Origin of the sequence: Clostridium acidisoli DSM 12555, assembly GCF_900176305.1 — a bacterium.
Classification (GTDB): domain Bacteria; phylum Bacillota; class Clostridia; order Clostridiales; family Clostridiaceae; genus Clostridium_I; species Clostridium_I acidisoli.
The window spans coordinates 522,479-546,315 of the sequence record NZ_FWXH01000002.1; the positions used below are offsets into that span (position 1 = coordinate 522,479).

A 23,837-nucleotide genomic window follows, 5' to 3' on the forward strand; every position below is an offset into this window, starting at 1 on the left:
AGCAATAAAATATCCCATATTGTCCATTATTAAGCTATACAAAGAAAATTTGATGATAAGTTTTTTCAGAAATATTATAAAAAAACCTTTCATCATAATATTTCTATATGACGAAAGGTTACATTACTTTTGGTTAAATATTCAAAAAAAGGAGATCTGCTTATGCTTATGTTCATATTCTCCCTTATACCCATTTATAATATCCTCCATCTTATAGAGAATACCAACTTTATCACATTCTTTTTTGAAAAGTTGCCACAATTCTTTTGCTTTAGGAGAGGAACATTCATATGAATTCTTGAAGTGACTAATATATTTTTGCTTGAGACCATAAAATTGTTCCTCAAGCTTTTTATAATACCAATCTCTTTGGTTTTGTCTAAGCGTGACACCAAAGCTAGGAAATATAAATTTTGCTCCACTTTCATATGCGAGTTCTATTATTCTATTTATATTTTCCTCATTATCCTCCAAAAATGGTAATACGGGCATTAATAATATTCCTGCAAATATGCCATTATTAGAAAGTTCTTTAATGGTTTCAAATCTTTTAGAGGATACTGCTACATTGGGCTCGACTTTCTTACATAAATTATCATCATAAGTTGTTATTGTTATTTTTACTAGTACAGGAGAGTGTTTTTGAATTTTCTTAAGCACATCTATATCTCTCTTAACCAAGTCACTTTTTGTGTCAATTGACACTCCAAAACCATAAATATTAATTAGTTCTAATGCCTTTCTTGTTAAACGTAGTTCTTTTTCAAATGGATTGTATGGGTCGCTCATTGCACCAGTTCCAATAACCCCTGTGCTCCGTTTTGATTTAAGTTCACGTGCAATTATGTTTAATACGTCTTCTTTTACCTTCACTTCATCAAAATTCTCAACTTTATAACATTCGCTACGACTATCACAATAAATACATCCATGACAACACCCTTTATAAATATTCATGTTATAATTATTTCCAAACCAACCATTATTGTTCATATAAGAAGATATTATAGTTTTTGCCTTAATAAATTTCATGCTGCACTTCCTTTTTAGCTTTAATTAAAAAATAATTATAACATGTATAAGGTGACAACTATGTGTCATATTATATACAACTGTAAATTTCAATATATTACCATAAAATATTTTTTTGCCTTATATTTTTGAAAATTTTATGATAAAATTTATATGTAAACCTTTTTATTAAATCTTAACTAATTAAATAGACACAACTTATATATGAGGGAGGGACTGTTATGAATTTTTTAGTATTAGACATAGGTGGTCAAGCTATAAAATATGCACTTATGAATGAAAAAACACAATTTATAGAAAAAGGAAATGTGCCAACTCCAGCTGACACAATAGAAAACTTTATAGAGACCATTGGTACAATTTTTGATAAATATAGGGACAAAATTGAAGGTATTGCCATGAGTATGCCTGGCCGCATTGACAGCGATCGAGGATATTTATATACTGGAGGTGCTTTAGTGTACAATGATAATAAAGAGATGGCAACCCTAGTGCAACAGCGCTGTCCTGTACCAATTACAATAGAAAATGATGGCAAATGTGCCGCTTTAGCCGAAACATGGCTTGGAAACTTAAAAAATTTCGATGATGCCATAGTAATAGTTATCGGTACTGGAATTGGAGGCGGCATCATTAAGGATAAAAAATTACTTAAAGGAAAACATTTTATTGCTGGAGAATTTAGTCTTATCCAAACTAATTTAAACGATTATACTGATAAGCACTTAGGAATGTGGGCTACGCAGTCAGGAACACCTGCATTATGTACTTCTGTAGCAAAAATCAAACACCTTCCACAAGAAAACGTAAATGGATATAAAGTTTTTGAACTTGCTAAAAGCGGTGATAAAGAAGTACTTGATGTAATAAATGATTATTGTTATAAAATAGCATTACAACTGTATAACTTACAGCACATTTATGATCCAGAAAAATTTGCTATTGGCGGCGGCATAAGCAAACAAGATATTTTGATTGAATATATCCAAAAAAATATAGACAAATGTGCAGATGAAATTCCATATATAATTAAACCTGAAATCATTCGTTGCAAATTTTACAACGATTCCAATTTAATTGGAGCATTATATACTTACCTTACAAGATATAATTATTCGACTGACTTTTAATTACTGTATATTCTCCTCTTACGTATTAAAGTATATTGTTTTTCTTTATATTCTGATTTTCAACATTTACTGTATCGATGCTACTCTTAAATATTGTAAACGTTGAATTTAGAATAATATTAGAAAATGTACAATTGTTTTCAATACTTATTTTATCCCAGATAATCGAATTATTTATTGTGTTACTTACGCCTATTTTGCAATTGCTTCCAATTATTGTGTTGGGACCTATAGTTGAATATGGACCAATTTTAGTATTTTCACCTATATACGCAGGCCCAATAATCTTAGTAGAATGTGGAATTGTAGTATTTTCACCTATATATATATCTTGACTTTGGTGATTAAACTCTTCAATCTGACACACTCCGTCAAATATATCTTGTTGAACCTGCATATATTTATTAATGCTTCCTATTTCTATCCAATATTTATCACTTTTATAAACTGCAATTGGATAACCTTTTTTTATTAATAAAGGATATGTCTCTCTTTCAATTGATACCACTTCAGAATCAGGAATTTCTTTTAAGACACTTGGTTCAAATATATAAATGCCTGCATTAATGCTATGTGATTTTACAGGTAAAGTCTCTGGTTTTTCAGTAAATGCTTTTGCATAAAAATCTTCATTATACTCAATAACACCATAATCAGATGGATTTTCAACCTGCACTGCTGCAATTGTAACTGCTGCTGCTTTTTCTTTGTGGAATTTTATCATATCCTGTATGTTTATATTGCTTAATATGTCTCCATTAAGTATTATAAATGTGTCATCAAAAAAACTCTCAGCATTTTTAATTGCGCCTCCTGTGCCTAGCGGTATATCCTCACATATATAGGTAATTTTCACTCCTAATTTTGTACCATCACCAAAATATTGTTCGAACTTCTTTGCCTTATAACATGTGGTAATTATAATTTCGTCTATACCACATTCCTTAAGTTTTAAAATGTTTCTTTCTAAAAGTGGCTTTACCATGATTGGTACCATAGATTTAGGTAAATCATTTGTTAATGGTTTTAATCTGCTTCCCATTCCACCAGCAAGAAATAATGCTTTCATAAATTTTCCTCCTTCATAGTTTCGTTTCTAAACCATACTTTCCTTAAGAGAGTATGATTTTAGTTTAGTATTATATTTTTAATAATTTTCATTAGGTTCTGGGAATTTATTTACACATTGAATCACGTAACATAAATTAGCAGTAGGCCTGCTCTAGAAAAAGAATTATAAGTCATGATAAAATAAAAAAAGCCACCTTAACTAATCATTAAATGTGACATTAAAATCAGTTGGCGCTCCGTCTTAACGATATGCAATTGAAATAGCATCTTCACAATTGAATCCTATTAAATTTATTATATCATAAAGATTTTTTATTAGCAAGTATCTGAGAGTTTATTCCATAAAAGGTCATAAAATTCATGACCTAATACCCTATATATTGCTACAGCTATTTCTAATAATAAGTTGCGTTTTCAATTTAACCTTACTAAGCTTCTGATTTCCATTTTCAATTATATCTAAAAGCATCTTTGAAGCATTTTGTCCGAGTAAATACATGTTTTGATCTACAGTTGTTAGCTTTGGCTCAACTATACTTGAAATATATATATTATCAAATCCAATTATAGAAACATCCTTAGGTACATCAAGTTTCATTATTTTACATGCATTAAGAACTCCTAATGCCATCAAATCATTACATGCAAATACAGCTATAGGTGGTTTTACTATGCTTAATACTTTACTCATTATTTTCATAGTTCCATCCACAGTTTTATAGCTATTACCTTCACCAATATTTACAGTTTTTTTCATATCAATTAACTTATTTTCTTCCATAAATTTATTATAAACTTTTTCTTTTATATCATATGAATAACTTTCTTTACCTCTTACAAATATTATATTTTTATGTCCAAGTCCCAAGAGGTGCTCCATTGCCTGTCTTGCACCACTAGCCTCATCATTAATTACAAAATTGCAGTCTACTCCCTCATTGTATCCATTAATAGCCACAAGAGGTATATCTTTAGTCACCTCTTCATAAAACCCATTTTTCATATTTTCAGTTTTAGGATCGATAACTATGATTCCATCTACCTGTCTGCCCATGAGTGAATTTATATATTTTATTTCTTCATGAGCATTATCATCTGTATCACAAAGGTATATTGAATAACCATTTATTCTTAGGTCATATTCAATAGCTTTAATTACAGTTGAAAAAAACAGATTATTTATACTTGGAACTATCACCCCTATAGTTTTTGTGTTTTGACTAATTAATGACCTTGCCAATATGTTAGGACTAAAGTTCAATTTTTTTATTGCTTTTTCAACCCTAAGCCTAGTCTCTTCTTTCACAGGATAATTATTGTTTATAACTCTAGATACTGTACTCATAGAGACCTTAGCTTCTCTTGCAACATCTTTTATATTAAATTTCATCTTATTTCCACCTCTATAAAATCAACATGTTTCTACATAGCTTTACAGCATTTAATCTACTTAGATAAATTTTACTAAGTAAATCAACTATTGTAAAGTATATAAATAATAAGATGAGTATTTTTTGGCATTCTTCCAAAATACAAGACTTTTTTATTCCATAGTTTTATTCATCTTCGTCTCCCATAAATCCTATAAACAGAGTTCTTGGTTTCAGGTGGAGTTTTACAGATGGTAGTCTTCGGATAAATCATATATAATAAATGTATTACAAAATTTTAAATAGAATTTTTTAAAAGGAGTGACTAGCTTGAATTATTCCATTAAAGATGTATCTGAGAAATTTAACATATCCCCTTACACTCTCCGTTATTATGAAAAAGAAGAACTTTTGCCAAATATTCATCGTACAAGTAATGGAACTAGAGTTTACAGTGATGTTGACCTTGAGTGGCTACAGCTTATTTGCTGCATGAGAGCTACTGGTATGTCTATATCTTATATAAAAGACTATGTTGATTTATGTCGTCAAGGAGACGATACTATATCTGAAAGGCGTGAAATTATCGTTAAGCAAAAGGAAATTATTGAGAATCATATTAAGGAATATACTAAACTTCTAAGACTAGTAAACAAAAAATTAGAACACTATGACACTCTTACTAAATTCAATGGAAAAATGCTTGATACATAAATTAAATATTTTTATTATGCCTTTCACCCCACTGGAACATTCTTATAAGTATTGGTATTAATGTTTTTCCTTCTTCAGTTAAAGAATATTCAACTTTAGGTGGAACTTCATTATACTGTTCTCTGTGAATGAGATTACTACTTTCCATTTCCTTTAACTGTTTACTTAATGTTTTATGAGCAATTGGCTGTAATTTATCCTTTAATTTGTTATACCTTATAACTTCTGCTTTGTATAACTCCCATAATATAATCCATTTCCATTTTCCCTCAAACACAGACATTGTATAATACATTGAACAGCTTCCATATTTACTTTCGAAATTTTTCATATAGCAATACTCCTAACTCACCTTTTGGTTAGTATATAACATATAAGTGCATACTTCCCCATTTTTCTATAATGATATATAATTCATAACATAAAGTCAATCATATTATATATACGGAGGTAATATTCATGAAAATACTAGCAATAAACGGAAGTCCAAGAAAAAATAAAAATACCGCTACCCTTCTTAACAAGGCTCTTGAGGGAGCAGCATCTAAGGGAGCTGAAACGGAAATTGTTCATCTTTATAATCAAAATTATAAGGGTTGTATTAGCTGTTTTTCCTGTAAACTAAAAGATGGCAAAAATTATGGCAAATGCGCTTTAAAGGATGATTTAGCACCGATTCTTGAAAAAGCTGCAAATGCAGATGCCATTATACTTGGTTCCCCAATATATTTAAGTTCAATTACAGGAGTTATGAGATCATTTTTAGAAAGGTTAGTTTTTCCTTATTTATCTTACACGCCTGATCATTCAAGTCTTTTCCCTAGAAAAACACAAACTGGATTCATTTATACCATGAATGTATCTAGAAAACGGATGCAGGATTCAGGTTATGAACATGAATTTAAATTTACAGAAATGTATATGACAAAAATATTTGGTTCTTTTGAATCATTATTTGTAAATGATACCTATCAATTTGATGATTATTCGAAATATGTTGCCACACTATTTGATGAAACTGAAAAAGCAAAGGTTAGAAAAACACAATTTCCAAAAGACTGTGAGAATGCCTTTGATATGGGTGTCCGATTTGCTACACAGACAAAATAAAATAAAATAAAATAAAACGTGCACTCTAGGTGTTGGTTTGGTTTTGACACTACCCAGAGTGACACGCCTTATTTTCGGATATTAATATTTCTATCTCTAAGCAAAAATACCCTTTTCTTTCTTTAATTTAGAAATCTCCTCCACCGCTTTTTTGTACCCACCAGTCAGTTTAAAAGAACTACTTATCTTTTTAATATTATTTATATAACTCGGATCAGTTAAAACCTTCTTAACAGAATTTTTTAATATTTCTGGTGTAAGCTTGTCTTTATCTAGGGAAATGGCAGCTCCAAGTTCCGATGCTCTTTTTGCCATATATGGCTGATCTGCTCCTATAGGTATTGCTACAAAAGGTATATTATTATACAATAAATCATTGGTACTATTCATTCCTGCATGAGTTATTGCAACATCCGTATACTTTAAAATCTCTGATTGTGGAACATAATTTCTCACAATAAAATTTTTGGGTATATCAAATGAAGATAAATCCACATTGTAAGCAGCCATAACTACTACTACATCACTACCTCCAAAGCTTTTAAAAAATATATCATAAAGCCTATTATCTGTATTATTGAAAACTGTACCTAATGAAATATATATAACTTTTTTATCTTTTAACTTTTCAAACGGAAAGTCTAAGTTTTCTTTTCTATTGTATATTGGTGGACCAATAAATATAAAATTGTCATTATAATACTTAGGATTAGTTATAAAATACTTTGATGTATATGCAATATTTATATCACCATTATTAAAATACATATCAATTAAATTTGGCATAGTAATATTATAAGTTTCTTCTAAGTTATGCGCTACTCTTTCATAAGTTTTAATCATTGGATGGTTTTTTATTTGTTCTTCGCTTATAGATAAACCTTCCTTTGACATAAGTTCTTTTGGAGTTGCAAATATTGCAAAAGAAGATACAGTGGGTAATTTTAATATCTGAGCAATGATATTTGCATAAGGGAACATAGAACTATGAATTATGTAATCAAATTTTAAATTCTTAATCTTATCTAGAATTTCATTAATGATTTCTTGACTTTTATCAATGTCTTTATTAATGAAATCTAGATAATCATTAATATTAGTCCCTTTTTTACGATTAATTTCATCCCTTCTGAAATTAGTATAACTCATAAAAGTAGCTCCAGTTTTTTCTATTTTTGTTTTAAACTCTTCGGTACAAAAATAAGCCACATTTTCGCCTTCTCTAATTAGTTCATCCACAAGCCCTAATGTTGGATTAATATGACCATGGGCTGGAATGTTAAAAAAAAGTACATTTGACATATCATCACATCCTAACTTTATTTTGGTTACAGATTTGTAATTAAGATATTTTTCTACTGTGTTTTATCATATATGTTTAAAATTAGTATATACCTCACAATAACTTTTTGCAACATTTCATTGTAATTTATGTTTATTAGTCTGTAGTATTATGTCAAATCTTTGATATACATCTGATTTTCCATTTCAATATTATCTATAAATTTAAACCCACATTATTTCTAGAAAGAAGAACATCTTTGATTTTATGTTCGTCCGAAGTCATATAATGGTTTTTCTTTATTGCAAGTGATATATAAAAAAGTATTGATTCTTTAAGGGGAACCTTTTTTATGCTTTCGATATTCTTAACCGCCATATGTATCATTATTCCTATTCCAATACCTGAGCCTATAAGTGATTTTGCTGTTTGTATTTCATCTGTGCAATAATAGTTTGTTAAAGAAGTTTTGTTTTTGAGGAAAAGATTTTTAAGTACTTTATTATGTATATAAGAATCTCCCAAAACAATAAATTTTTCCTTTGCAATATCATTAAAATCTAATCCTTCTTTTTCTGGGATTATGTGATTTTTACTTAAGCAAACTACGAATTGGTCTGTTTTTAAAATAGTTGCATCTATGTCAGTAGCGTCTATTGGAGTGAGTGAACCTATAAGGGCCATGTCAACCTTGCCCGCCAATAAAAGATTTTTCATAGTTGCTGATCCTGTCTCTACAAGTTCTACTTTTTCAATAGCTCCATTTTCAACTAATTTTTCCATAAATGCTGGGAAAAAATATGCACCTATAATAGGGGGAACTCCTAACTTTATTTTACGTCCTGCTACCTTCGAAATTTCAAACTTTATTTCATTTATTTCATTAAATATGGTTGCACAATGACTTTCAAGGATTTTTCCAGTTTCAGTCAATGAAAATTTAGTTAATGAATGGTCTCTTATAATAAGTTTTGTATTTAATTCTTTTTCAAGTCTATGCAAAGCCATAGTCACCGAAGGCTGTGAAACATAAAGAATTTTCGCAGTCTCAGTAAAATTTTTAGTCTTACACAGACAATTAAAATATTCTAAATCTCTTAGATTCATAATTACAACTCCTTTATAAATAGAATATACTATTTGCAAAAGGGCATCAATATTAATATTTTTTATGATAAATAGATAGCATTAAAGGACAATTTTTTCAAATTGTCCTTTAATGTGACTACTTATATTGTGCTTCCCAAATTTCCTTTTCAACAGCTTCCTTCGCATCTTCTATTTCATTTCTATTTAAGCCTTCTTTAACAGCTGCTTCAACAACTGCTATTGCCACTAATTTTGAGGCTTCCTTAATTCTTGCAACAGGAGGAAGTATTGATGCGCCAGGTTTTGAAAGATCCTGTAATGTTGCAATTCCATGTGCAGCAGCTGAAAGCATTGCATCTGAAACTGTTTTTGCTTTTGCAACTATTATTCCAAGACCAAGTCCTGGATAAAGAAGTGCATTGTTTGCCTGACCTATTTTATAAGTAACGCCGTTATATTCAACAGGGTCAGAAGGGCTTCCAGTTACTACAAGCGCTCTTCCGTCAGTCCACTTTATAAGATCCTTTGCAGTTGCTTCTGCAAGTCTTGTTGGATTTGAAATCGGCATAATAGCTGGTTTCTCATTTATTTCTGCCATCTTTCTTACTGCAGCTTCTGAAAATGCGCCATGAACTCCAGAGCATCCAATAAGAACAGAAGGTTTAACCGCTGCTACTATATCAGCAATATCAGTTAATGGATTTTCAAATTCTCCACTTTTTCTTGCATATTTCTTCTGTCCATCTGTTAAGCCCTCCATATCCTCTGTAATAAGTCCTTGTCTGTCTATAAGATAGAAATCATTTATGGCTTCTTCTTCAGATAATCCACTTCTAACTTTTTCAAGAAGTATTTGGTCTGATATTCCAACTCCAGCAGTACCACCTCCAAATACTAACACTTTATGGTCTTTTACAGGAATATTTGTACTTTCTGCAATAGCATTCATTGCAGATACCATCATTACACCTGTACCTTGAATATCATCATTAAAAGTACAAATTTTTGATCTATATTTTTCAAGTATCCTACTAGCATTTCCACGACCAAAATCTTCCCAGTGGAGAAGCACTTCAGGGAAAAGCTCTGTAGAGATTTTTACAAATTCATCTATAAAATTATCGTATTTTTCACCAGTAACTCTTCTGTGTTTATTTCCTGTGTATAGTGGATCATTTAAAAGTTTTTCGTTATTTGTTCCAGCATCAATTACTACCGGAAGAAAGTTCTTAGGGTTAATGCCTGCAGAAACAGTATATACTGCAAGTTTTCCTATGGAAATATCAACACCTTGAACTCCCCAATCACCTATTCCAAGAACTCCTTCACCATCTGTAACAACAATAAGTTTAATTTCATCAAGATCTTTTATTCCTGCCTCAATGGACTTCTTAATGTTTTCAGGATGATCAACAGATAAAAACACTGCATCTTTTGGAGTTTCATAATTTTTAGAATAGTTTATTACCGCATCTCCTATAGTTGGAGTATATATAATTGGAAGGAATTCAGTAACATGCTTTCCTACAACATAATAAAAAAGAGTTCTATTTGTATCATATAAATTCATAAGATAATTGTGTTTTTCTAAGTTATCTTCAAAAACTTTTGTTCTTTCATATACAATTTGTTCTTGCTCTTCAATTGTTCTTACTGCATTTGGAAGAAGTCCCGTAAGCCCGTATTCTTCCCTTTCTTTTTCTGTAAATGCAGTTCCTTTATTTAAAAATGGGTTTCTTAATAAATCTTGTCCTTTTATGTTGATCATTTAATAACACTCCTTTAAATTTTAATATATTCCAATAATTTTCCACCATATGGATCCTAAACCAAGCCATATAATAAAGTATACTATACCAAGAATAAAGTTTAAACTCCACCATTTATTTTGACTTACATACCCTGAACTAAAAAGAAGAGGTGCAGGTCCATTACTGTAATGAGTAGTTGAAGCTATTAAGTTTCCAAAGAAACCTAAAGTTAACGCAGCAAGCATTGGCGGAACTCCACCAGCTATAGCAACACCAAGAAATGCAGAATACATTGCACTTACATGAGCCGTTGAACTGGCAAATATGTAATGTATATAAAAATATGCTATAAGTAAAATAAGCAATATTATAGGCCAGCTAAATCCATGAACACTTTCTCCAACTAGGTCACTAAACCACTTAATTAAACCAAGTTTATTAAGCTGGTTTGCCATCATAACTAACACAGAAAACCATACAAGCGTATCCCAAGCACCTTTTTCACTCTTTACATCATTCCAATCAAGTACATTAAAAACGAGTAAAAGTGATAAGCCAATTAAGGCTGTAAGTGTAGGATCAATGTGTGTAAAACTACCCGTTACCCATAATAAGAGTATAACAACAAAAACCAAAATCATGCATTTTTCCTGTTTCTTTAGTGGTCCCATTTTTGAAAGAGCCTCTTCTGCAATTTTGGGAGCATTAGGAGTATCTTTAATTTCTGGCGGATACAGCTTGTATATTATAAGTGGTATAAAAATTAGCGATACGATGCCAGGAACAAGTGCTGCTAAGAACCATCCAAACCAAGTTATATTAACATTAAGTCCTTTTGCAAGAGTTTGAGCCAGTGGATTTGCAGCCATAGCTGTTAGAAACATCGCAGCAGTTATAGTATCTCCATGAAATTCAGAAAATATTAGAAAAGCCCCTATTTTTCTTTCTGTTCCATCTTCTGGTTTTGATCCAAATGCCTCAGAAAGTGATTTTATTATAGGATAAATTATTCCACCAGCTCTTGCCGTGTTACTTGGGGTTGCCGGAGCTATTACAAGATCACAAAATATAATGGAATAGCATAGCCCAAGGGTTTTTTTACCAAATGATTTTACAAATAGATAAGCTATCCTTGAACCAAGACCAGTTTTTATAAAACCTCTTGATATAAAAAATGCACAAACTATAAGCCATATACTGCTTTCACTAAAACCTGACATTGCTACATTCATGGAAGTAGTTTTTGTTAAAATTGACAACGTCAAACTTATTATGGCTACAGCACCTATCGGAAGTGGCTTTAATATGCAACCTACAATTGTTGCAATAAAAATTGCCAGCATGTGCCAAGCAACTGGTCTAACTCCTACAGGACAAGGCAAAATCCATATTACAATACCGATAGCAAGTGCTATGATAAGTTTTACATATATATTTGACAGTAAATTTTTTTTATAAGCAGTTTCCATATGAACTAAATCCCCCTTCCTTTTTCAAGTCAATTATACTTCTATACGCTTAATATAAGAAATATAGTTTGGTTATCATGTCATAAGTATTGCTTATAACTTATAAATTTATAAAAAATAAAAAGACTATGAAACTTTCTTCACAGTCTTGCTCTGCTTTATAATTAATTTTTCATCAGTTAAGCATATCAACCAAATTTTTCAGAGAGTCTATATTGTAATCAGGTACTTCAGTAAGTGATACGTTATTTGTATCATATAGGCATGTTCTAATTCCAGCTGCCTTTCCACCTAAAACTTCGCATTCTCTATCTCCAATTACTAATGCTGTTCTTTTATTAATCTGATATTTCTCAATTAGATATATAAATGCTTCTGGGTCTGGTTTGCGTTTAAATCCATATTGTTTTGTGATTATTTCTGTAAAATAGCACATCATTCCATAATGCTGAAGGATTTTTAGTGTTGACTCTCCTCTATGGGTGATAATATAGTTTCTTCCCCCTAAATCAATAACTCGTCTACATACATCTGCCGCAAATGGAAATGGTTGAATCATTTCTGGCTTCATATCTTTTTTATAAGAAGTATACTTTTCAATGAAATTATCATCCAGTCCGTATAATTCCTTGAAATATGTAAGAGCATAACTTTCAGAAATCTTCATATAGTTCAATATATTTTCGTTTGATTCATCTATGCCATTATCCTTAAGTGTTTTTCTAAATGAATTAACTGTTCCTGGATATGTATTGAACAGAGTGCCATCAAAATCCCATATAATATCTCTAATCAAAACTCATTCACATCCTTACCTTCACTTCTTTAACTTAAGCATCGATTTATATAATACTTTGTATATCAGATAATATGTGTAAAAATTCCTTATATCTTTCCTTACCAATTCCATCTTCAATATGCTGCTGAGCTTTTGCCCATGAAGGTATGGCTTCAATAAGTTTAGTAGTTCCAAGTTCTGTTATTTTAACGCACCTTTTTCTCGAATCATCATCGGCTATGTTTACATCTATAAGTCCGCTTTTCCTTAAAATTTCGATATTACGAGTTACAGTTGTTTGATCCATTAGTAAAACATTAGCTAGCTCTCCTACCGTACTGCTATCTCTAGATGAAATGTCCGCTAACAAAGCAAATTGTGTTGCTCGAAGTTCTACTGGCTGAAGTGCTTTGTCAAAATATTGGGTTATCACTCTTGATGTCATCCTCAAATTTCTGCAAGCACAGTCTTTTAAGTGCTTTCTACTGCTCTTAACATTCATATAAAATTCCTCCTATCATATGCACATACATATAATAAGCCGCTACTTCTCTCATTGTCAAGAACTCACTATAAACTTAATTTACTTTGTCTTCTAGCGCCGTTCCTTTTAAAGCCGTAACTGCCAATCACTTTTACTATAAACATACTCAAATGACTTAAAAGTTTTATTAAGTGATTCTGAATGAAATGAACCTTCTTGTTCAAAAGTAAAACCACATTTTTCGATTAACCGTTTAGATGGTCTGTTATTTTGAAAACAGCATGCATACACATATTTTATATCATTAGAAAATAGATAGTCCAAAATCTTATAAATTACTTCTGTCATAATTCCTTGATTGTGGTAGTTACGATTCAACACAAAACCCAACTCTTTTGTATCTTCTCTTCCATTCTCAGAATCGCTATTTACTGCTATGTGACCAATCACTTTTCTATTTTCTTTATTTTCTATTGCAAAAATGTTTTCGTTTTGAATATTTTTATACAATACTTCTTTTGAAGATAATAGATTACCATGATGCTTCCATCCAGCCATTTCTCCAATACCATCTTGACTACAATAGTCATTTAAATCCTCTAAGTCTTTCTTTTCAAAACGGCGAAGAATTGTTCTGCAAGTTTCTAATCTCATATATGCCACTCTCTTTCAAATTGGAAATTTAACACCGATGTATAACCATGGATAGTATAAATGTTATTTATTTCAAACTACTATTCAAATTTAGAATTTATCAAACTCGAGTTACATGCCTATTAGCTATCAAGAATACATCGCCTATGTACGAAGTGTTGTTCTCCGTACATAGGATGGCACCGTCATCACATATACCATATAACGGATATTTTTCGGAAAGAACAAGTAACTCGTCAGTTATATTATCTTTATCTAAATGTGGCTCAACCGAAAATTCAACTAGTCCGAGTGCTTCATATATTTCCAATTTATCATGTTCGTAGGTTAATGTACATACAGCCGTTTTTGTCATATTTATCGAACCTGCACTCATTCCGATAATCACACCTTTTTGTTCTTTGATGTATGGTATCAGTCCATAAGATTCCAAATAGGCAAACTGGGTAGGTGTATCTCCACCTGAGAGCCATAAAACATCAGCATTTCTAACGGTATCTTGTGCTGTTTCTCTTGACATTCTGCTATCTATAACATCTACGCTACCAAAAGTTATCCCGCAATCGGAAAACATCTTTAAAAAGTGATTACAATACCAATCCGTTCTCTCATGTATATTTTCAAATTCAGAAGCCACAAAAACAAAGTTCATGCATGTTTTTATATATGTCTTTAATAACCTACTAAAATCGTCGGTAAATCCATTAGAAAATCCACTTGTCAGTATTTTAACCATAATATATCCTCCTCAATTTTGGAATATATTTTTTAAAATATATCACTATTATAACTGCTATGATAGTCATAATTTACTTTAAAATGATATATATGTAAGATTCTCCGTTAAACCTATATATAAACATGATACCTCTATATTTATTCTCTTAACTTCATCATTAAATGTTCAGTTACTCCTGCTCTATATAAATTAGGTATAGAACCTACTTCACTGTATCCAATTCTTCATATTATTACCTCATATATTGTTTAAATCCGTTCTGGTTCCTGATTCATCATTGAAAATCCACTTTTTATAAGTTCATCAGCACCATCATCTTTTATCTCAACACTTCTAAGTTTTTTTATAATTCCATAAGGTTCTTTTAAAGAAAGTTTATCTCCTCTTCCTGAAATAACCCATAGCGTTTTATATCCATTAGGCGTTACTAAAAGCTCCTCTTCACCCTTGCCATCAGTAAAGTAAATTAACAAATTAAATTTATGCTTATTCACATATTCAAAAACAGGATTAAATTTAGTACCACCTCTTGGGGCTATTCGCTCTCTTATATCTTTTAAGAATTTGATTTTATAAATCCGTCTTATTTCATTGTCACATTCTATAATAGTAATTTCATGCTTATAATTTTTTACTATACCAATTACTTCTTTAATTGCCTGATTAAATTCCTCATCGCTAATGCTTCCACTTATATCAATGGCCACAGCAATTTCTGCCATGTGGTCTCTAAGCTCACCTCTTAAATCCAATCTGTCAGGCTGCCTTCTGCTTCTTCTTGTTATAGTTTTCTTTTTATTACTTTCAATAGTTCCCATTAACTTTTTAAGATATAAATTCCAAGGCAATTCACCATTGCTGCTTTTAAGTGAAGCTACCATACTATCTAAATATTCAGGTATTGTTCCCTTTTTAGCATTATTAATAAACTTCTCAGTAAATTCTTTAAGTGTTTTTTCATCTATATCACTGGATTCTTCCCAAATATCATGAGTATTTTGAGGATTATACTCTGTTTCCACTTTATCATCTTTATCATTATCTTCTTCTCTATACTCTTCATCTATGTCTATTGCAGTTTGAATCTCCTCTACATAGTATTCAAAGGTTTTAAAAGGAAAAAGTTTTAAATTATATTTTACATTTACCCAATCTAAAGTAGTTGCATAGGGAGGTAAATTATCCAAAAATGTATTTACCACTATATCCATTGCCATATTAACAGCAAAGGAATTGTAATTTTCCTTAAATTTCTTAGCTCTTATTAGATGCATGGACAATATGTGTAATATTTCATGTTTTATAGTACTTTCCATCTGTTTTATATTAAGATTTAGAAAAATTATAGGATTAAAATATATAACATATTTTGCTCCCTTAAAGTTCACAGCAGTTGGACTACTTATATTAAACCTTATTTCTCTTTCCATCTGAAACAAAAAGTATCCGTAGAAATTATCCTCATCTTCCATAAGACTTAAATTAACTTTATCTATAAGAATAAAAAATCTGCTTTTAAATTCTTCTGGAACATTATCATTCTTATAATTTGTCTTAAAAAAAGTATCAACAATTTTATTTGCCTCTTCACAAAGATTTTTTACTTCATTATCAAATTTACTTTCCATAAATTATCACCTTATTAAATTGTAGGATTCGAAGAACATTCCTACAAAAGCTTCATTTTCTATAGCATACTTATATATTCCTGTATAACTATTTTTAATATCTTTCATTATACCTATCCTTAAATCTGCAGGATATATTTCTAAGAGTTCAATAAGTCTATTAGTATGGTACTCTGAATCATAATTATTATTTTTTATATTTAACTCCATGTTTTTCAAAATATTCTTTGCTGATAGGTAAAGTCTTGTATGCGTTTCACTTTTTACTCTTTCCACAATAGCCTTGTTAATAGAATCTCCTGAAAAAACATCCTCATAGGATATTAACGGCCTATAATTTGATTCGACAAAACTTACAAACTCTTCAGCAATTAATTTTCCTACATTTCCTTTTATAACATTTAAGAAAACAGCTCTAGGTATTGAATCTTTGCTTTCCTTATAAATTTTATAAGCGCTAGAGATTCTCTCATAACTTCTTGGGGTTGCTCTTATATCATCTTCATTTATTTTGTGTAGATACTCTGGAAATGTTGATATAAACTCTATGACCTTTTGATCAATTGCTGCATCCCCTGCCCAATCTAACCACTGAATGTAATCTGACTCCATGTATAACCATACAAATCTATTTTCCTGCGCTGCATCCATATCCACAACCTGATAATCAAAATCATAACCATTTTTACTTGAAGGATTCATAGCTGCCAATATTTTTACATTATCATGCAACTTATATCCATTAATCTCTCTATTTAATATTAAGTTCATAAGTTCTTGTTGAACTGTATGTTCGCAGCGGTTTATCTCATCTATAAACAATAGAACTTTTTTACCATTTTTTATCTCTTCATCAATTTCTCTAAGCTTATTGTGAACTGCATACACTGTAGTTTTTCTTACTTCCTTTTCATTCATATCATTGATTACTTCATAGGATTCTATAGTTGGAAGCCCTCCTATTTCACCCTCTTTAAGGAGATTACCATCAATTACAATTAAGCTAAGGTTATCCTCTTTAGCTACTTTTCTTGCCAAAGCCGTTTTTCCTATTCCACTTTCACCAACTATTAGCGGAACTTCTCCAGTAGCTAGTACTAATTCGGTACTTTTCAATGTATCTGTAAAATTCATAATGTATCATCTCCTATATCATCTTCAGTTTTTCATCTACAGCTATTTTTTTAGCATATTTGCTTCCATATTCATAAATAAACATTAGCTTGTTATCTGGCATAACGTTATTACTCTTATCAATGCTTTTATAATTCAAAAAATCCCTAACATATTTTTCATCAATGTCTTCCTTTGATAATTGTTCCTTTAACAACTGTTCTAATTCGTCTTTAGTTATATTTTTAATAACATATTTGATTACTAAAAAATTTAGCCTCAAAAATTCCAATATTTTATTCTTATCTAAATTATTTATAAACGTAATAGCCTTCTCATTATTCTTTACAGCTGTAATTTCTGCATTATGTGAAGGTGAATTTATATACCTTAATGCATCATAACTTATTTTTACAGCCTCCTCTTGTACACTCTCAAAAGGCTCCCTAATAAACTTTATTGCTTCATAATTTTTTCTTATAGCTGATAGCTGTATTTCTTCACTTGGATTATTAATATATTTAATAGCCCATCCAGCCTGGTTTATAGCTAATTTTATTAATTTATCTGTAGGTTTTTTAATAAACTCCAAATTAGTCCACCCAGAGTTTACTGCTTTTATCATCATATTTTCTGTTGGTTTTTCAACAAATTCAATTGCTCTCCCATTATTAGCTACAGCTACTTCTTGCATCTCTATAGTTGGATTATTTATATTCTTTAATACAAGTCCATTTTCTTTTACTGCTAGCAGTTTCATTTCATCTGTTGGATTATCTATATACCCTATGGCGCTTGGATTATTTTTTATTATTTCAATAAGTTTTAATTTTTCCATAATATCAGTTTCTTTCTGTAGTTTATTATAGAATTATTATACCACCGTATAATAAAATAACATAGAACAAATTAATATTAACTATGATTTAATAACCATTATCTTGTTGTTATTTTTCTATATTAAAAAGCCTCTCAGATTTCTCCAAGAGGTTTATATATTATTTGCTCCTTATTTAGGTGTTTCATTTAGCCAACTCCTCGAATGCTTTTAGAGGTTTATTTAAAATATTACTTGCATAGAAACACCTCTTGTTACAAATTATAAAAAGTAATACAACTCTTTAACTTCAAATCTTTAAATATAATCGTTTGATTTTCCAGTTGAGATGCTAAATATGAATAGTGCCAGTAAAATCAAAACTTGTCTATTTCTCTCCAATAAACAATCCATGCAAACTGTATCCTAATATATTTTCATTTTCACAAGTACTATAATGATAATTAAGGTATTCCTCGAATTCAATCTCTGAAATACTTTCAAGCTGTTTTGAGTACATAAAAGACAGTCCATCTGTTGCTATATTATGTTTTTTTACTATCTTACATTCAACCATCAAATTCTCAATTTCTTCAGGGGTTGAGCGATAAAAAACATTTTTGTTTCCTGTGTAAAACTGATTAAGTATTTCATGTATATTATCTGGTTCGTTACTAAAGTTATTAACGAAACTTGCAAATCTATTTAAATAGGCAACAACAATATTACCACCGTTTTTGGTTACTCGTTTACACTCTAACATTGCCTTTCTTCTTTCATTTTCATCATGTAAATGATAAAAAGCTCCTAAACACAATACTACATCAAAACTTTCATTTTCAAACTTTGAAAGATTGCAAATGTCACCAGTATATATGTCCTTTAAAATAGGATTTATTTTTTGCTTCTCTTTAATAATATTAATATTGTTTGTAACTATATCTCCAGCTATTACTGCATTGCCTTTTTTTGCAAGATAAAAGCAATATGCTCCTGTTCCTGCACATGCATCCAAAATTTTTACTTGCTTAGAGCAAATTCTATCAAGGTATCTTATTGTTGTTAAATATTCCAAACTATGTGCCCTATCCGCCATTAGTCTGTTATCTTCACATTGATGCTCATAATATTTTATTATATTCTCCACTAATTTAACCTCCAATTAATTAAGTCCATACATTTCTAACTGTATCGTGCTTAATTTTGAAAATTCCTGTGATGCTCTTATATTAATAATACTTTTATTATAAATGTATTACTACCTCGTTACCTGTTGACTTTTCTCCCTCTCCAATAATAATTTTATATTCCTTAAATCTTAAATCGATTCCAGAAAAATTATCAGGTAGTGGTGGCGATACAACAAAGTTATAAGAATAATGATCTTTTCCTCCACTTCCACTAGTCATTCTACAATCGTATTCTTCTCCTATGGATAATTTAAAATTATTACGTATTAATTGAAAATTTGATGTATCTCTTGTTTCATTCAAATCTATATTGAAGTTTATAACACTTGAGTTTGAGTATTGACGAATAAAAATCACAGAAAAAAGGCTGTTATCTTTTTCAACTATCTTTAATACAGGTAAGTTCATTCTAAATCCATTTGGATTAACAAAAGGTCTATATGCTTTTTCATTCCACAATGATTTAAATACGAATTTTAGTTGTTCTTCATATAAATCAAATTTCTCTGCCCATTGAGAAACATACTCAAAAGGTGGATAACCAGGGTTATTGTTTGAAATCTCCTTGCGTTGTTTTATTAACTCACAAATTTTTTCATCAATCTGCTTAACTCTTTCATCGTAATATTTAGTTGGCCGATTAAACGGTAATAATTCCATTTTTACCTCCAAAATAAACTTTTTTATCTAACACATAATATTTTTATACTACTGCAACTATCAATCCAGCTGACATTATTGATATTACTATACTAATAAATATGCCTTTTACGCCACCTATAATATGAAACCATGGGCTCTCATATTCTTTCACCATATCCTCTGTTCCTGGAATCCTATATCTTTTATAATGACAAAAAAATGCTATATCTAAAATCAATACATCAAATAAATTTATAATCATACACAATCCAAATGTATATGTAAACGCAGATACAAATTTTCTTGCTCCTGAAAGATATACTAAAATAGAAAACATAACAACAAACAGTATTATCCCAATTATTTTTGTGCTTAATACTTTTTTATTTGTAGGAATTTTACCGTTATAATCAGGTAAACTTTTCACCCTTTGCCTAATTGCCGGTGGATAATTATCTATCTGTTTTAATGGATCTTTTAACGTACTTGGAACCACTATCAATGTAAATAGACTACATAAAATAATGCTTTCTATTATAAACAACATTCCAACTCCTCCTTTAGTTTATATTCAGTTTTTATAAATATAAACGCAGCATATTCTTCATTAACGTCATCTACTATTTAGGATAAAACTGGATACTCATCATTTGGCATTTTCTTTTTTACTCTTGAAAGTGTGTGGTTTCCATAGTGGTGCATCTATAAATGTAGTCTCCTTTACATTTGGAAGAATGTCATATATAGAACGATTCATTCGTTTTTCAAAATACTCTTTCATTTTAAACGTCGCATTCCAACGTTCCACAGTAAATGGAAATATTCCATAACGTCTTGTTGTATTAACAAACCGCTTTTCCAACATACAAAAACCTTGATCATCTGCAAGTGAATCACAAACAATTATCAACTTATCATAGTCATCATAAGTTATGTCACTAAGATACTTTCTAACAAATTGACTTTCTTCGTCACTCATATCATTTTTTCCTATTTCTTTGTTAAAGTCAGGAACTGGAAATGAATGTGTCAAACAAATTCTGCTAACCTCATCCCATCCCTTTTCCTTCATGAATTTATATCCGTCAATACCATGTCTTCTTGCACTTATACCATATCTTCTACCTATATCATGAAGAAGTCCTAATACGTATGCTTTGTCAGGGTTAATATTAGTACATTTTTCTGCAATAATTTGAGCCGCTAATCCTACATTGATAGAGTGTTCCGTCCATGGTCCTTGGTTTAATTGTCCCGCTATTTCTAATTCTTTTTCAGCGTTTTCTCTATTTGGAAACATATTACTCTCACCTCATTTTTTAACAATGAATTTGAAATGCTTAGACATCTGTTCTGTATTGTCCATGTTATACTCCGTTTGTTCCACAGGTATACCAACAAAATCAAATTCACGGAAATATTTTTTTATATCTTCTATATCAACATAAAAATGAGGAACATTTCTTTCTGTGTCATCCTCATCTCTCAAAATAGTATTATTATCAACATGTTTATACTGATCTGCACTTTGATATGTCAAACTGTTTTTTGAGAGTAAAGTAATAAACAGTTCTCCTTTATTTTTCAATACTCTCTTTATTTCTTCAAGCGATTTAATAAAACCTTTAGTATCTGTGTGATAGATAACATTGTATGCTATTATACAATCAAATGTATCATTAGCAAAAGGTAAGTTAAGCATGTCACATACGTCTGCTTTAATATTTAAATTTTCTTTCTCTGCCCAATTTTTTAAATGATTTATACCATAATCGGACAAGTCCACAGAATTCACTTCATATCCTTTCTGTGCAAAATAAATTGAGTGTCTCCCAAGTCCACATCCTAAGTCAAGAAATCTCTTAAATCCTTTCGATTTCCATGATTCAGATAAATAACATGCTTCTATTGCAGGAACTAGCCATTGGGTACTTTGGTTCTTACTCCAGTCCCAAGCTTTTGATTCAATCATGCATTACCCTCCTTCAATATCCTATTAAAATAACTTTCAGCGCAACCATAAGTTCAATAACTACCAGTAGTATTTATTGTTTCAAATTAAATACTTCATTTACTATAGCAGACATATCTTCCGAAGTCTTTGTACAACCATCTTCTATCCATTTAATTAATAAGTTCCAAAAGCCTCTTTCTTTTTAAATAGTTCAAATTTCCCACCTGTCACAAAAATGTAGTTTTGTAGCACATGTCTCAATGTTATTGACAGTGCATATTACCGTAATTATACTATACAGTATGACATGTCACAATTGTAACATCTATCTTAGGAGGGTTAAATATGAGTACATCAGCTTTTTGGAATGTAATCGCAAAATATAATATACATACTATCTTTATTCAAGTAATTCTTTTAGCACTTATCGCTATTAGTATACTGGTTGCTTATGTAAAGCATTTTTATTTTTTTCCAAAAATCACTTTAGGTATAAGCTGTATTTTTATTGGTGCTGTATTCTTTCTATATTACGGCACTGAACCTGTACACTTCTTTTTTGCAGCACCTTTATATATAGTTAGCGGCATACTTTTTATTTATGAAGCTAAAATCAATAAAGTAGATATTTTGAAAAATCCTAATATAGTCACATCTATTCTATTGGTAATTACACTACTATATCCATTAAAAGGATGAAAGGCATTAAAACAGTAAAACAAACTAATTAAATATTGAAAAACCTTTGCAAGTCCATTAATTTCTTTCCAAACTCGCCTTTCAAATTCCATAATAAAACTACATTTTATTTAAAAACTCTAATACTTTTTTATGCAAAAACGGTTGAATCAGAGGATAAGTTAAATTATCTGGTATATCATCAAATAACTTAATTTCACTTATCTCGAAATGAAGTACAGTATCTAACGTATCTACTTCTGAATAAAATAATTGTCCAAAAGATTCAGTATAGTTAACATTTTCCTCTCTTTCTACAGAATAGATACATATTGGCGTTAATTGAAACTTCGTTGCCCCTGTTTCCTCAAATAGTTCTCTTGAAGCAGTATCATTGATATTTTCACTTTCTTCTCTATGTCCTCCAGGAATTTCCCAAGTATTCCTATCCTTATGTCTTACATAAATCCACTGTCCGTTAAATTTTGTCATCATTACAGCAAATTTTAATTTATTATCCTGTATACTATTTAATTCATAAAAATTCACTTTAACCATATACTGTGCCTCACTTTTTTAATTCTTAACATTATTTTCATTTTTGAAATTCTCATATATTTTGTTAAGGACATAAATGCTAGGACTAAAAAAACCAATTACTCCAAACAAAACAATTCCAAAACTACCAGCTTGACCACCTATGCTTAAAATTTTTCCTGCCACTGTCAAACCTAAAAATCCACAAAATATTGAACATATGATTAACTTCATATTTTTCTCCTTAAAATATTAATCTTATACCACAAATTTTTTTATAAAGCTTTGATATTCACTTATTTTATCACATTAGAGGCATTGAAAATAAATAATTCAACATATTATGGGATTTTTTTCTTTTACAAATTCTTAAGTTAGGTTAATTCAAAATAAAAAAGGTATCTTTTACTTTCTATCCTTAATAAAAATCTTCAAAATATCTCTTTTGTACTTCTGAAATAAAAGCATTAGTATGAAATATACTATAAAAAAATTTATGCTTAATATTATAGAGAATATAATTGATTTTTTTAAAGCTACACTTATTAAAAACATAACTGTACTTAGTCCAATTGCAGTAAGAAATATTTTCAAACTCTCTCCTC

The 23,837-nt window shown here is 30.1% G+C and carries 27 protein-coding genes; 4 read left to right on the forward strand and 23 right to left on the reverse strand.

All coding sequences use genetic code 11. The features are described 5' to 3' along the window. Positions 1 to 141: 141 nt before the first annotated feature. Positions 142 to 1,032, reverse strand: coding sequence for an SPL family radical SAM protein (locus B8978_RS02610; protein WP_084113726.1), 891 nt, complete (start codon positions 1,030 to 1,032; stop codon positions 142 to 144). Positions 1,033 to 1,253: 221 nt separating this feature from the next. Here B8978_RS02610 and B8978_RS02615 point away from each other — a divergent pair, with 221 nt between their 5' ends. Further along, entirely contained in the window at positions 1,254 to 2,162 is a 909-nt protein-coding gene (locus B8978_RS02615) for an ROK family protein (protein WP_084113727.1), read from the forward strand. Between the two features lie 25 nt (positions 2,163 to 2,187). On the opposite strand, the gene B8978_RS02620 is transcribed toward B8978_RS02615, so the two are convergent. Both B8978_RS02620 and B8978_RS02625 read right to left on the reverse strand, forming a co-directional pair. Beyond that, positions 2,188 to 3,231 carry a nucleotidyltransferase family protein gene (locus B8978_RS02620; RefSeq protein ID WP_084113728.1) on the reverse strand — a complete coding sequence of 348 codons (1,044 nt, stop codon included), beginning with the start codon at positions 3,229 to 3,231 and terminating at the stop codon, positions 2,188 to 2,190. Positions 3,232 to 3,606: 375 nt separating this feature from the next. Further along, entirely contained in the window at positions 3,607 to 4,623 is a 1,017-nt protein-coding gene (locus tag B8978_RS02625) for a LacI family DNA-binding transcriptional regulator (RefSeq protein WP_084113729.1), read from the reverse strand. A gap of 310 nt (positions 4,624 to 4,933) precedes the next feature. Between B8978_RS02625 and B8978_RS02630 the strand changes: the two genes are divergently transcribed. Continuing rightward, a complete protein-coding gene (locus tag B8978_RS02630; protein WP_084113730.1) occupies positions 4,934 to 5,317 on the forward strand; it encodes a MerR family transcriptional regulator in 384 nt (127 codons plus the stop codon). A 1-nt stretch (position 5,318) separates the two neighbouring features. On the opposite strand, the gene B8978_RS02635 is transcribed toward B8978_RS02630, so the two are convergent. Then, entirely contained in the window at positions 5,319 to 5,648 is a 330-nt protein-coding gene (locus B8978_RS02635; protein ID WP_084113731.1) for a winged helix-turn-helix transcriptional regulator, read from the reverse strand. Positions 5,649 to 5,776: 128 nt separating this feature from the next. Between B8978_RS02635 and B8978_RS02640 the strand changes: the two genes are divergently transcribed. Beyond that, positions 5,777 to 6,427: a flavodoxin family protein gene (locus B8978_RS02640; protein WP_084113732.1), complete on the forward strand. Its 651-nt coding sequence runs from the start codon at positions 5,777 to 5,779 to the stop codon at positions 6,425 to 6,427. Between the two features lie 96 nt (positions 6,428 to 6,523). Here B8978_RS02640 and B8978_RS02645 read toward each other — a convergent pair whose 3' ends face one another. From B8978_RS02645 to B8978_RS02720, 16 genes are all read right to left on the reverse strand, one after another. Beyond that, positions 6,524 to 7,729: a macrolide family glycosyltransferase gene (locus tag B8978_RS02645; RefSeq protein ID WP_084113733.1), complete on the reverse strand. Its 1,206-nt coding sequence runs from the start codon at positions 7,727 to 7,729 to the stop codon at positions 6,524 to 6,526. 196 nt (positions 7,730 to 7,925) lie between these two features. Beyond that, a complete protein-coding gene (locus B8978_RS02650) occupies positions 7,926 to 8,816 on the reverse strand; it encodes a LysR family transcriptional regulator (RefSeq protein WP_084113734.1) in 891 nt (296 codons plus the stop codon). A gap of 118 nt (positions 8,817 to 8,934) precedes the next feature. Continuing rightward, positions 8,935 to 10,566: an NAD-dependent malic enzyme gene (locus B8978_RS02655; protein ID WP_084113735.1), complete on the reverse strand. Its 1,632-nt coding sequence runs from the start codon at positions 10,564 to 10,566 to the stop codon at positions 8,935 to 8,937. A 21-nt stretch (positions 10,567 to 10,587) separates the two neighbouring features. Further along, positions 10,588 to 12,018 carry an anion permease gene (locus B8978_RS02660; RefSeq protein WP_084113736.1) on the reverse strand — a complete coding sequence of 477 codons (1,431 nt, stop codon included), beginning with the start codon at positions 12,016 to 12,018 and terminating at the stop codon, positions 10,588 to 10,590. A 175-nt stretch (positions 12,019 to 12,193) separates the two neighbouring features. Then, the gene (locus tag B8978_RS02665) at positions 12,194 to 12,814 is read right to left on the reverse strand and encodes an HAD-IA family hydrolase (protein WP_084113737.1); all 621 of its coding nucleotides are present in this window, start codon (positions 12,812 to 12,814) and stop codon (positions 12,194 to 12,196) included. A gap of 46 nt (positions 12,815 to 12,860) precedes the next feature. Continuing rightward, positions 12,861 to 13,298, reverse strand: a complete 438-nt coding sequence (locus tag B8978_RS02670; protein ID WP_084113738.1) for a MarR family winged helix-turn-helix transcriptional regulator — start codon at positions 13,296 to 13,298, stop codon at positions 12,861 to 12,863. A 108-nt stretch (positions 13,299 to 13,406) separates the two neighbouring features. Beyond that, complete coding sequence (locus B8978_RS02675) at positions 13,407 to 13,934, reverse strand: GNAT family N-acetyltransferase (RefSeq protein ID WP_084113739.1); 528 nt, start codon at positions 13,932 to 13,934, stop codon at positions 13,407 to 13,409. Positions 13,935 to 14,034: 100 nt separating this feature from the next. Continuing rightward, positions 14,035 to 14,670 carry a Type 1 glutamine amidotransferase-like domain-containing protein gene (locus B8978_RS02680; RefSeq protein ID WP_084113740.1) on the reverse strand — a complete coding sequence of 212 codons (636 nt, stop codon included), beginning with the start codon at positions 14,668 to 14,670 and terminating at the stop codon, positions 14,035 to 14,037. Positions 14,671 to 14,921: 251 nt separating this feature from the next. Continuing rightward, positions 14,922 to 16,301 carry a vWA domain-containing protein gene (locus B8978_RS02685; protein WP_084113741.1) on the reverse strand — a complete coding sequence of 460 codons (1,380 nt, stop codon included), beginning with the start codon at positions 16,299 to 16,301 and terminating at the stop codon, positions 14,922 to 14,924. A gap of 6 nt (positions 16,302 to 16,307) precedes the next feature. Further along, positions 16,308 to 17,435: an ATP-binding protein gene (locus B8978_RS02690; RefSeq protein WP_084113742.1), complete on the reverse strand. Its 1,128-nt coding sequence runs from the start codon at positions 17,433 to 17,435 to the stop codon at positions 16,308 to 16,310. A gap of 13 nt (positions 17,436 to 17,448) precedes the next feature. Next, entirely contained in the window at positions 17,449 to 18,252 is an 804-nt protein-coding gene (locus B8978_RS02695) for a hypothetical protein (RefSeq protein WP_084113743.1), read from the reverse strand. Positions 18,253 to 18,619: 367 nt separating this feature from the next. Next, positions 18,620 to 19,378, reverse strand: coding sequence for a class I SAM-dependent methyltransferase (locus B8978_RS02700; RefSeq protein ID WP_084113744.1), 759 nt, complete (start codon positions 19,376 to 19,378; stop codon positions 18,620 to 18,622). 97 nt (positions 19,379 to 19,475) lie between these two features. Beyond that, complete coding sequence (locus B8978_RS02705) at positions 19,476 to 20,081, reverse strand: hypothetical protein (RefSeq protein ID WP_084113745.1); 606 nt, start codon at positions 20,079 to 20,081, stop codon at positions 19,476 to 19,478. A 43-nt stretch (positions 20,082 to 20,124) separates the two neighbouring features. Beyond that, on the reverse strand, positions 20,125 to 20,610 hold the full coding sequence (locus B8978_RS02710) for a hypothetical protein (RefSeq protein ID WP_084113746.1): 486 nt from the start codon (positions 20,608 to 20,610) through the stop codon (positions 20,125 to 20,127). Between the two features lie 99 nt (positions 20,611 to 20,709). Then, positions 20,710 to 21,363, reverse strand: coding sequence for an HD domain-containing protein (locus tag B8978_RS02715; protein WP_084113747.1), 654 nt, complete (start codon positions 21,361 to 21,363; stop codon positions 20,710 to 20,712). 12 nt (positions 21,364 to 21,375) lie between these two features. Beyond that, positions 21,376 to 22,035: a class I SAM-dependent methyltransferase gene (locus tag B8978_RS02720; protein WP_084113748.1), complete on the reverse strand. Its 660-nt coding sequence runs from the start codon at positions 22,033 to 22,035 to the stop codon at positions 21,376 to 21,378. 327 nt (positions 22,036 to 22,362) lie between these two features. On the opposite strand from B8978_RS02720, the gene B8978_RS02725 reads away from it, so the two are divergent. Further along, positions 22,363 to 22,716 carry a DUF6064 family protein gene (locus B8978_RS02725; RefSeq protein WP_084113749.1) on the forward strand — a complete coding sequence of 118 codons (354 nt, stop codon included), beginning with the start codon at positions 22,363 to 22,365 and terminating at the stop codon, positions 22,714 to 22,716. 99 nt (positions 22,717 to 22,815) lie between these two features. Here B8978_RS02725 and B8978_RS02730 read toward each other — a convergent pair whose 3' ends face one another. The 3 genes from B8978_RS02730 to B8978_RS02740 all read right to left on the reverse strand — a co-directional run bounded on the left by B8978_RS02730 (position 22,816) and on the right by B8978_RS02740 (position 23,826). After that, positions 22,816 to 23,253, reverse strand: a complete 438-nt coding sequence (locus B8978_RS02730; RefSeq protein WP_084113750.1) for an NUDIX hydrolase — start codon at positions 23,251 to 23,253, stop codon at positions 22,816 to 22,818. Between the two features lie 18 nt (positions 23,254 to 23,271). Further along, positions 23,272 to 23,466 carry a hypothetical protein gene (locus B8978_RS02735; protein ID WP_084113751.1) on the reverse strand — a complete coding sequence of 65 codons (195 nt, stop codon included), beginning with the start codon at positions 23,464 to 23,466 and terminating at the stop codon, positions 23,272 to 23,274. A gap of 171 nt (positions 23,467 to 23,637) precedes the next feature. Further along, the gene (locus B8978_RS02740) at positions 23,638 to 23,826 is read right to left on the reverse strand and encodes a hypothetical protein (RefSeq protein ID WP_084113752.1); all 189 of its coding nucleotides are present in this window, start codon (positions 23,824 to 23,826) and stop codon (positions 23,638 to 23,640) included. Positions 23,827 to 23,837 lie beyond the last annotated feature (11 nt).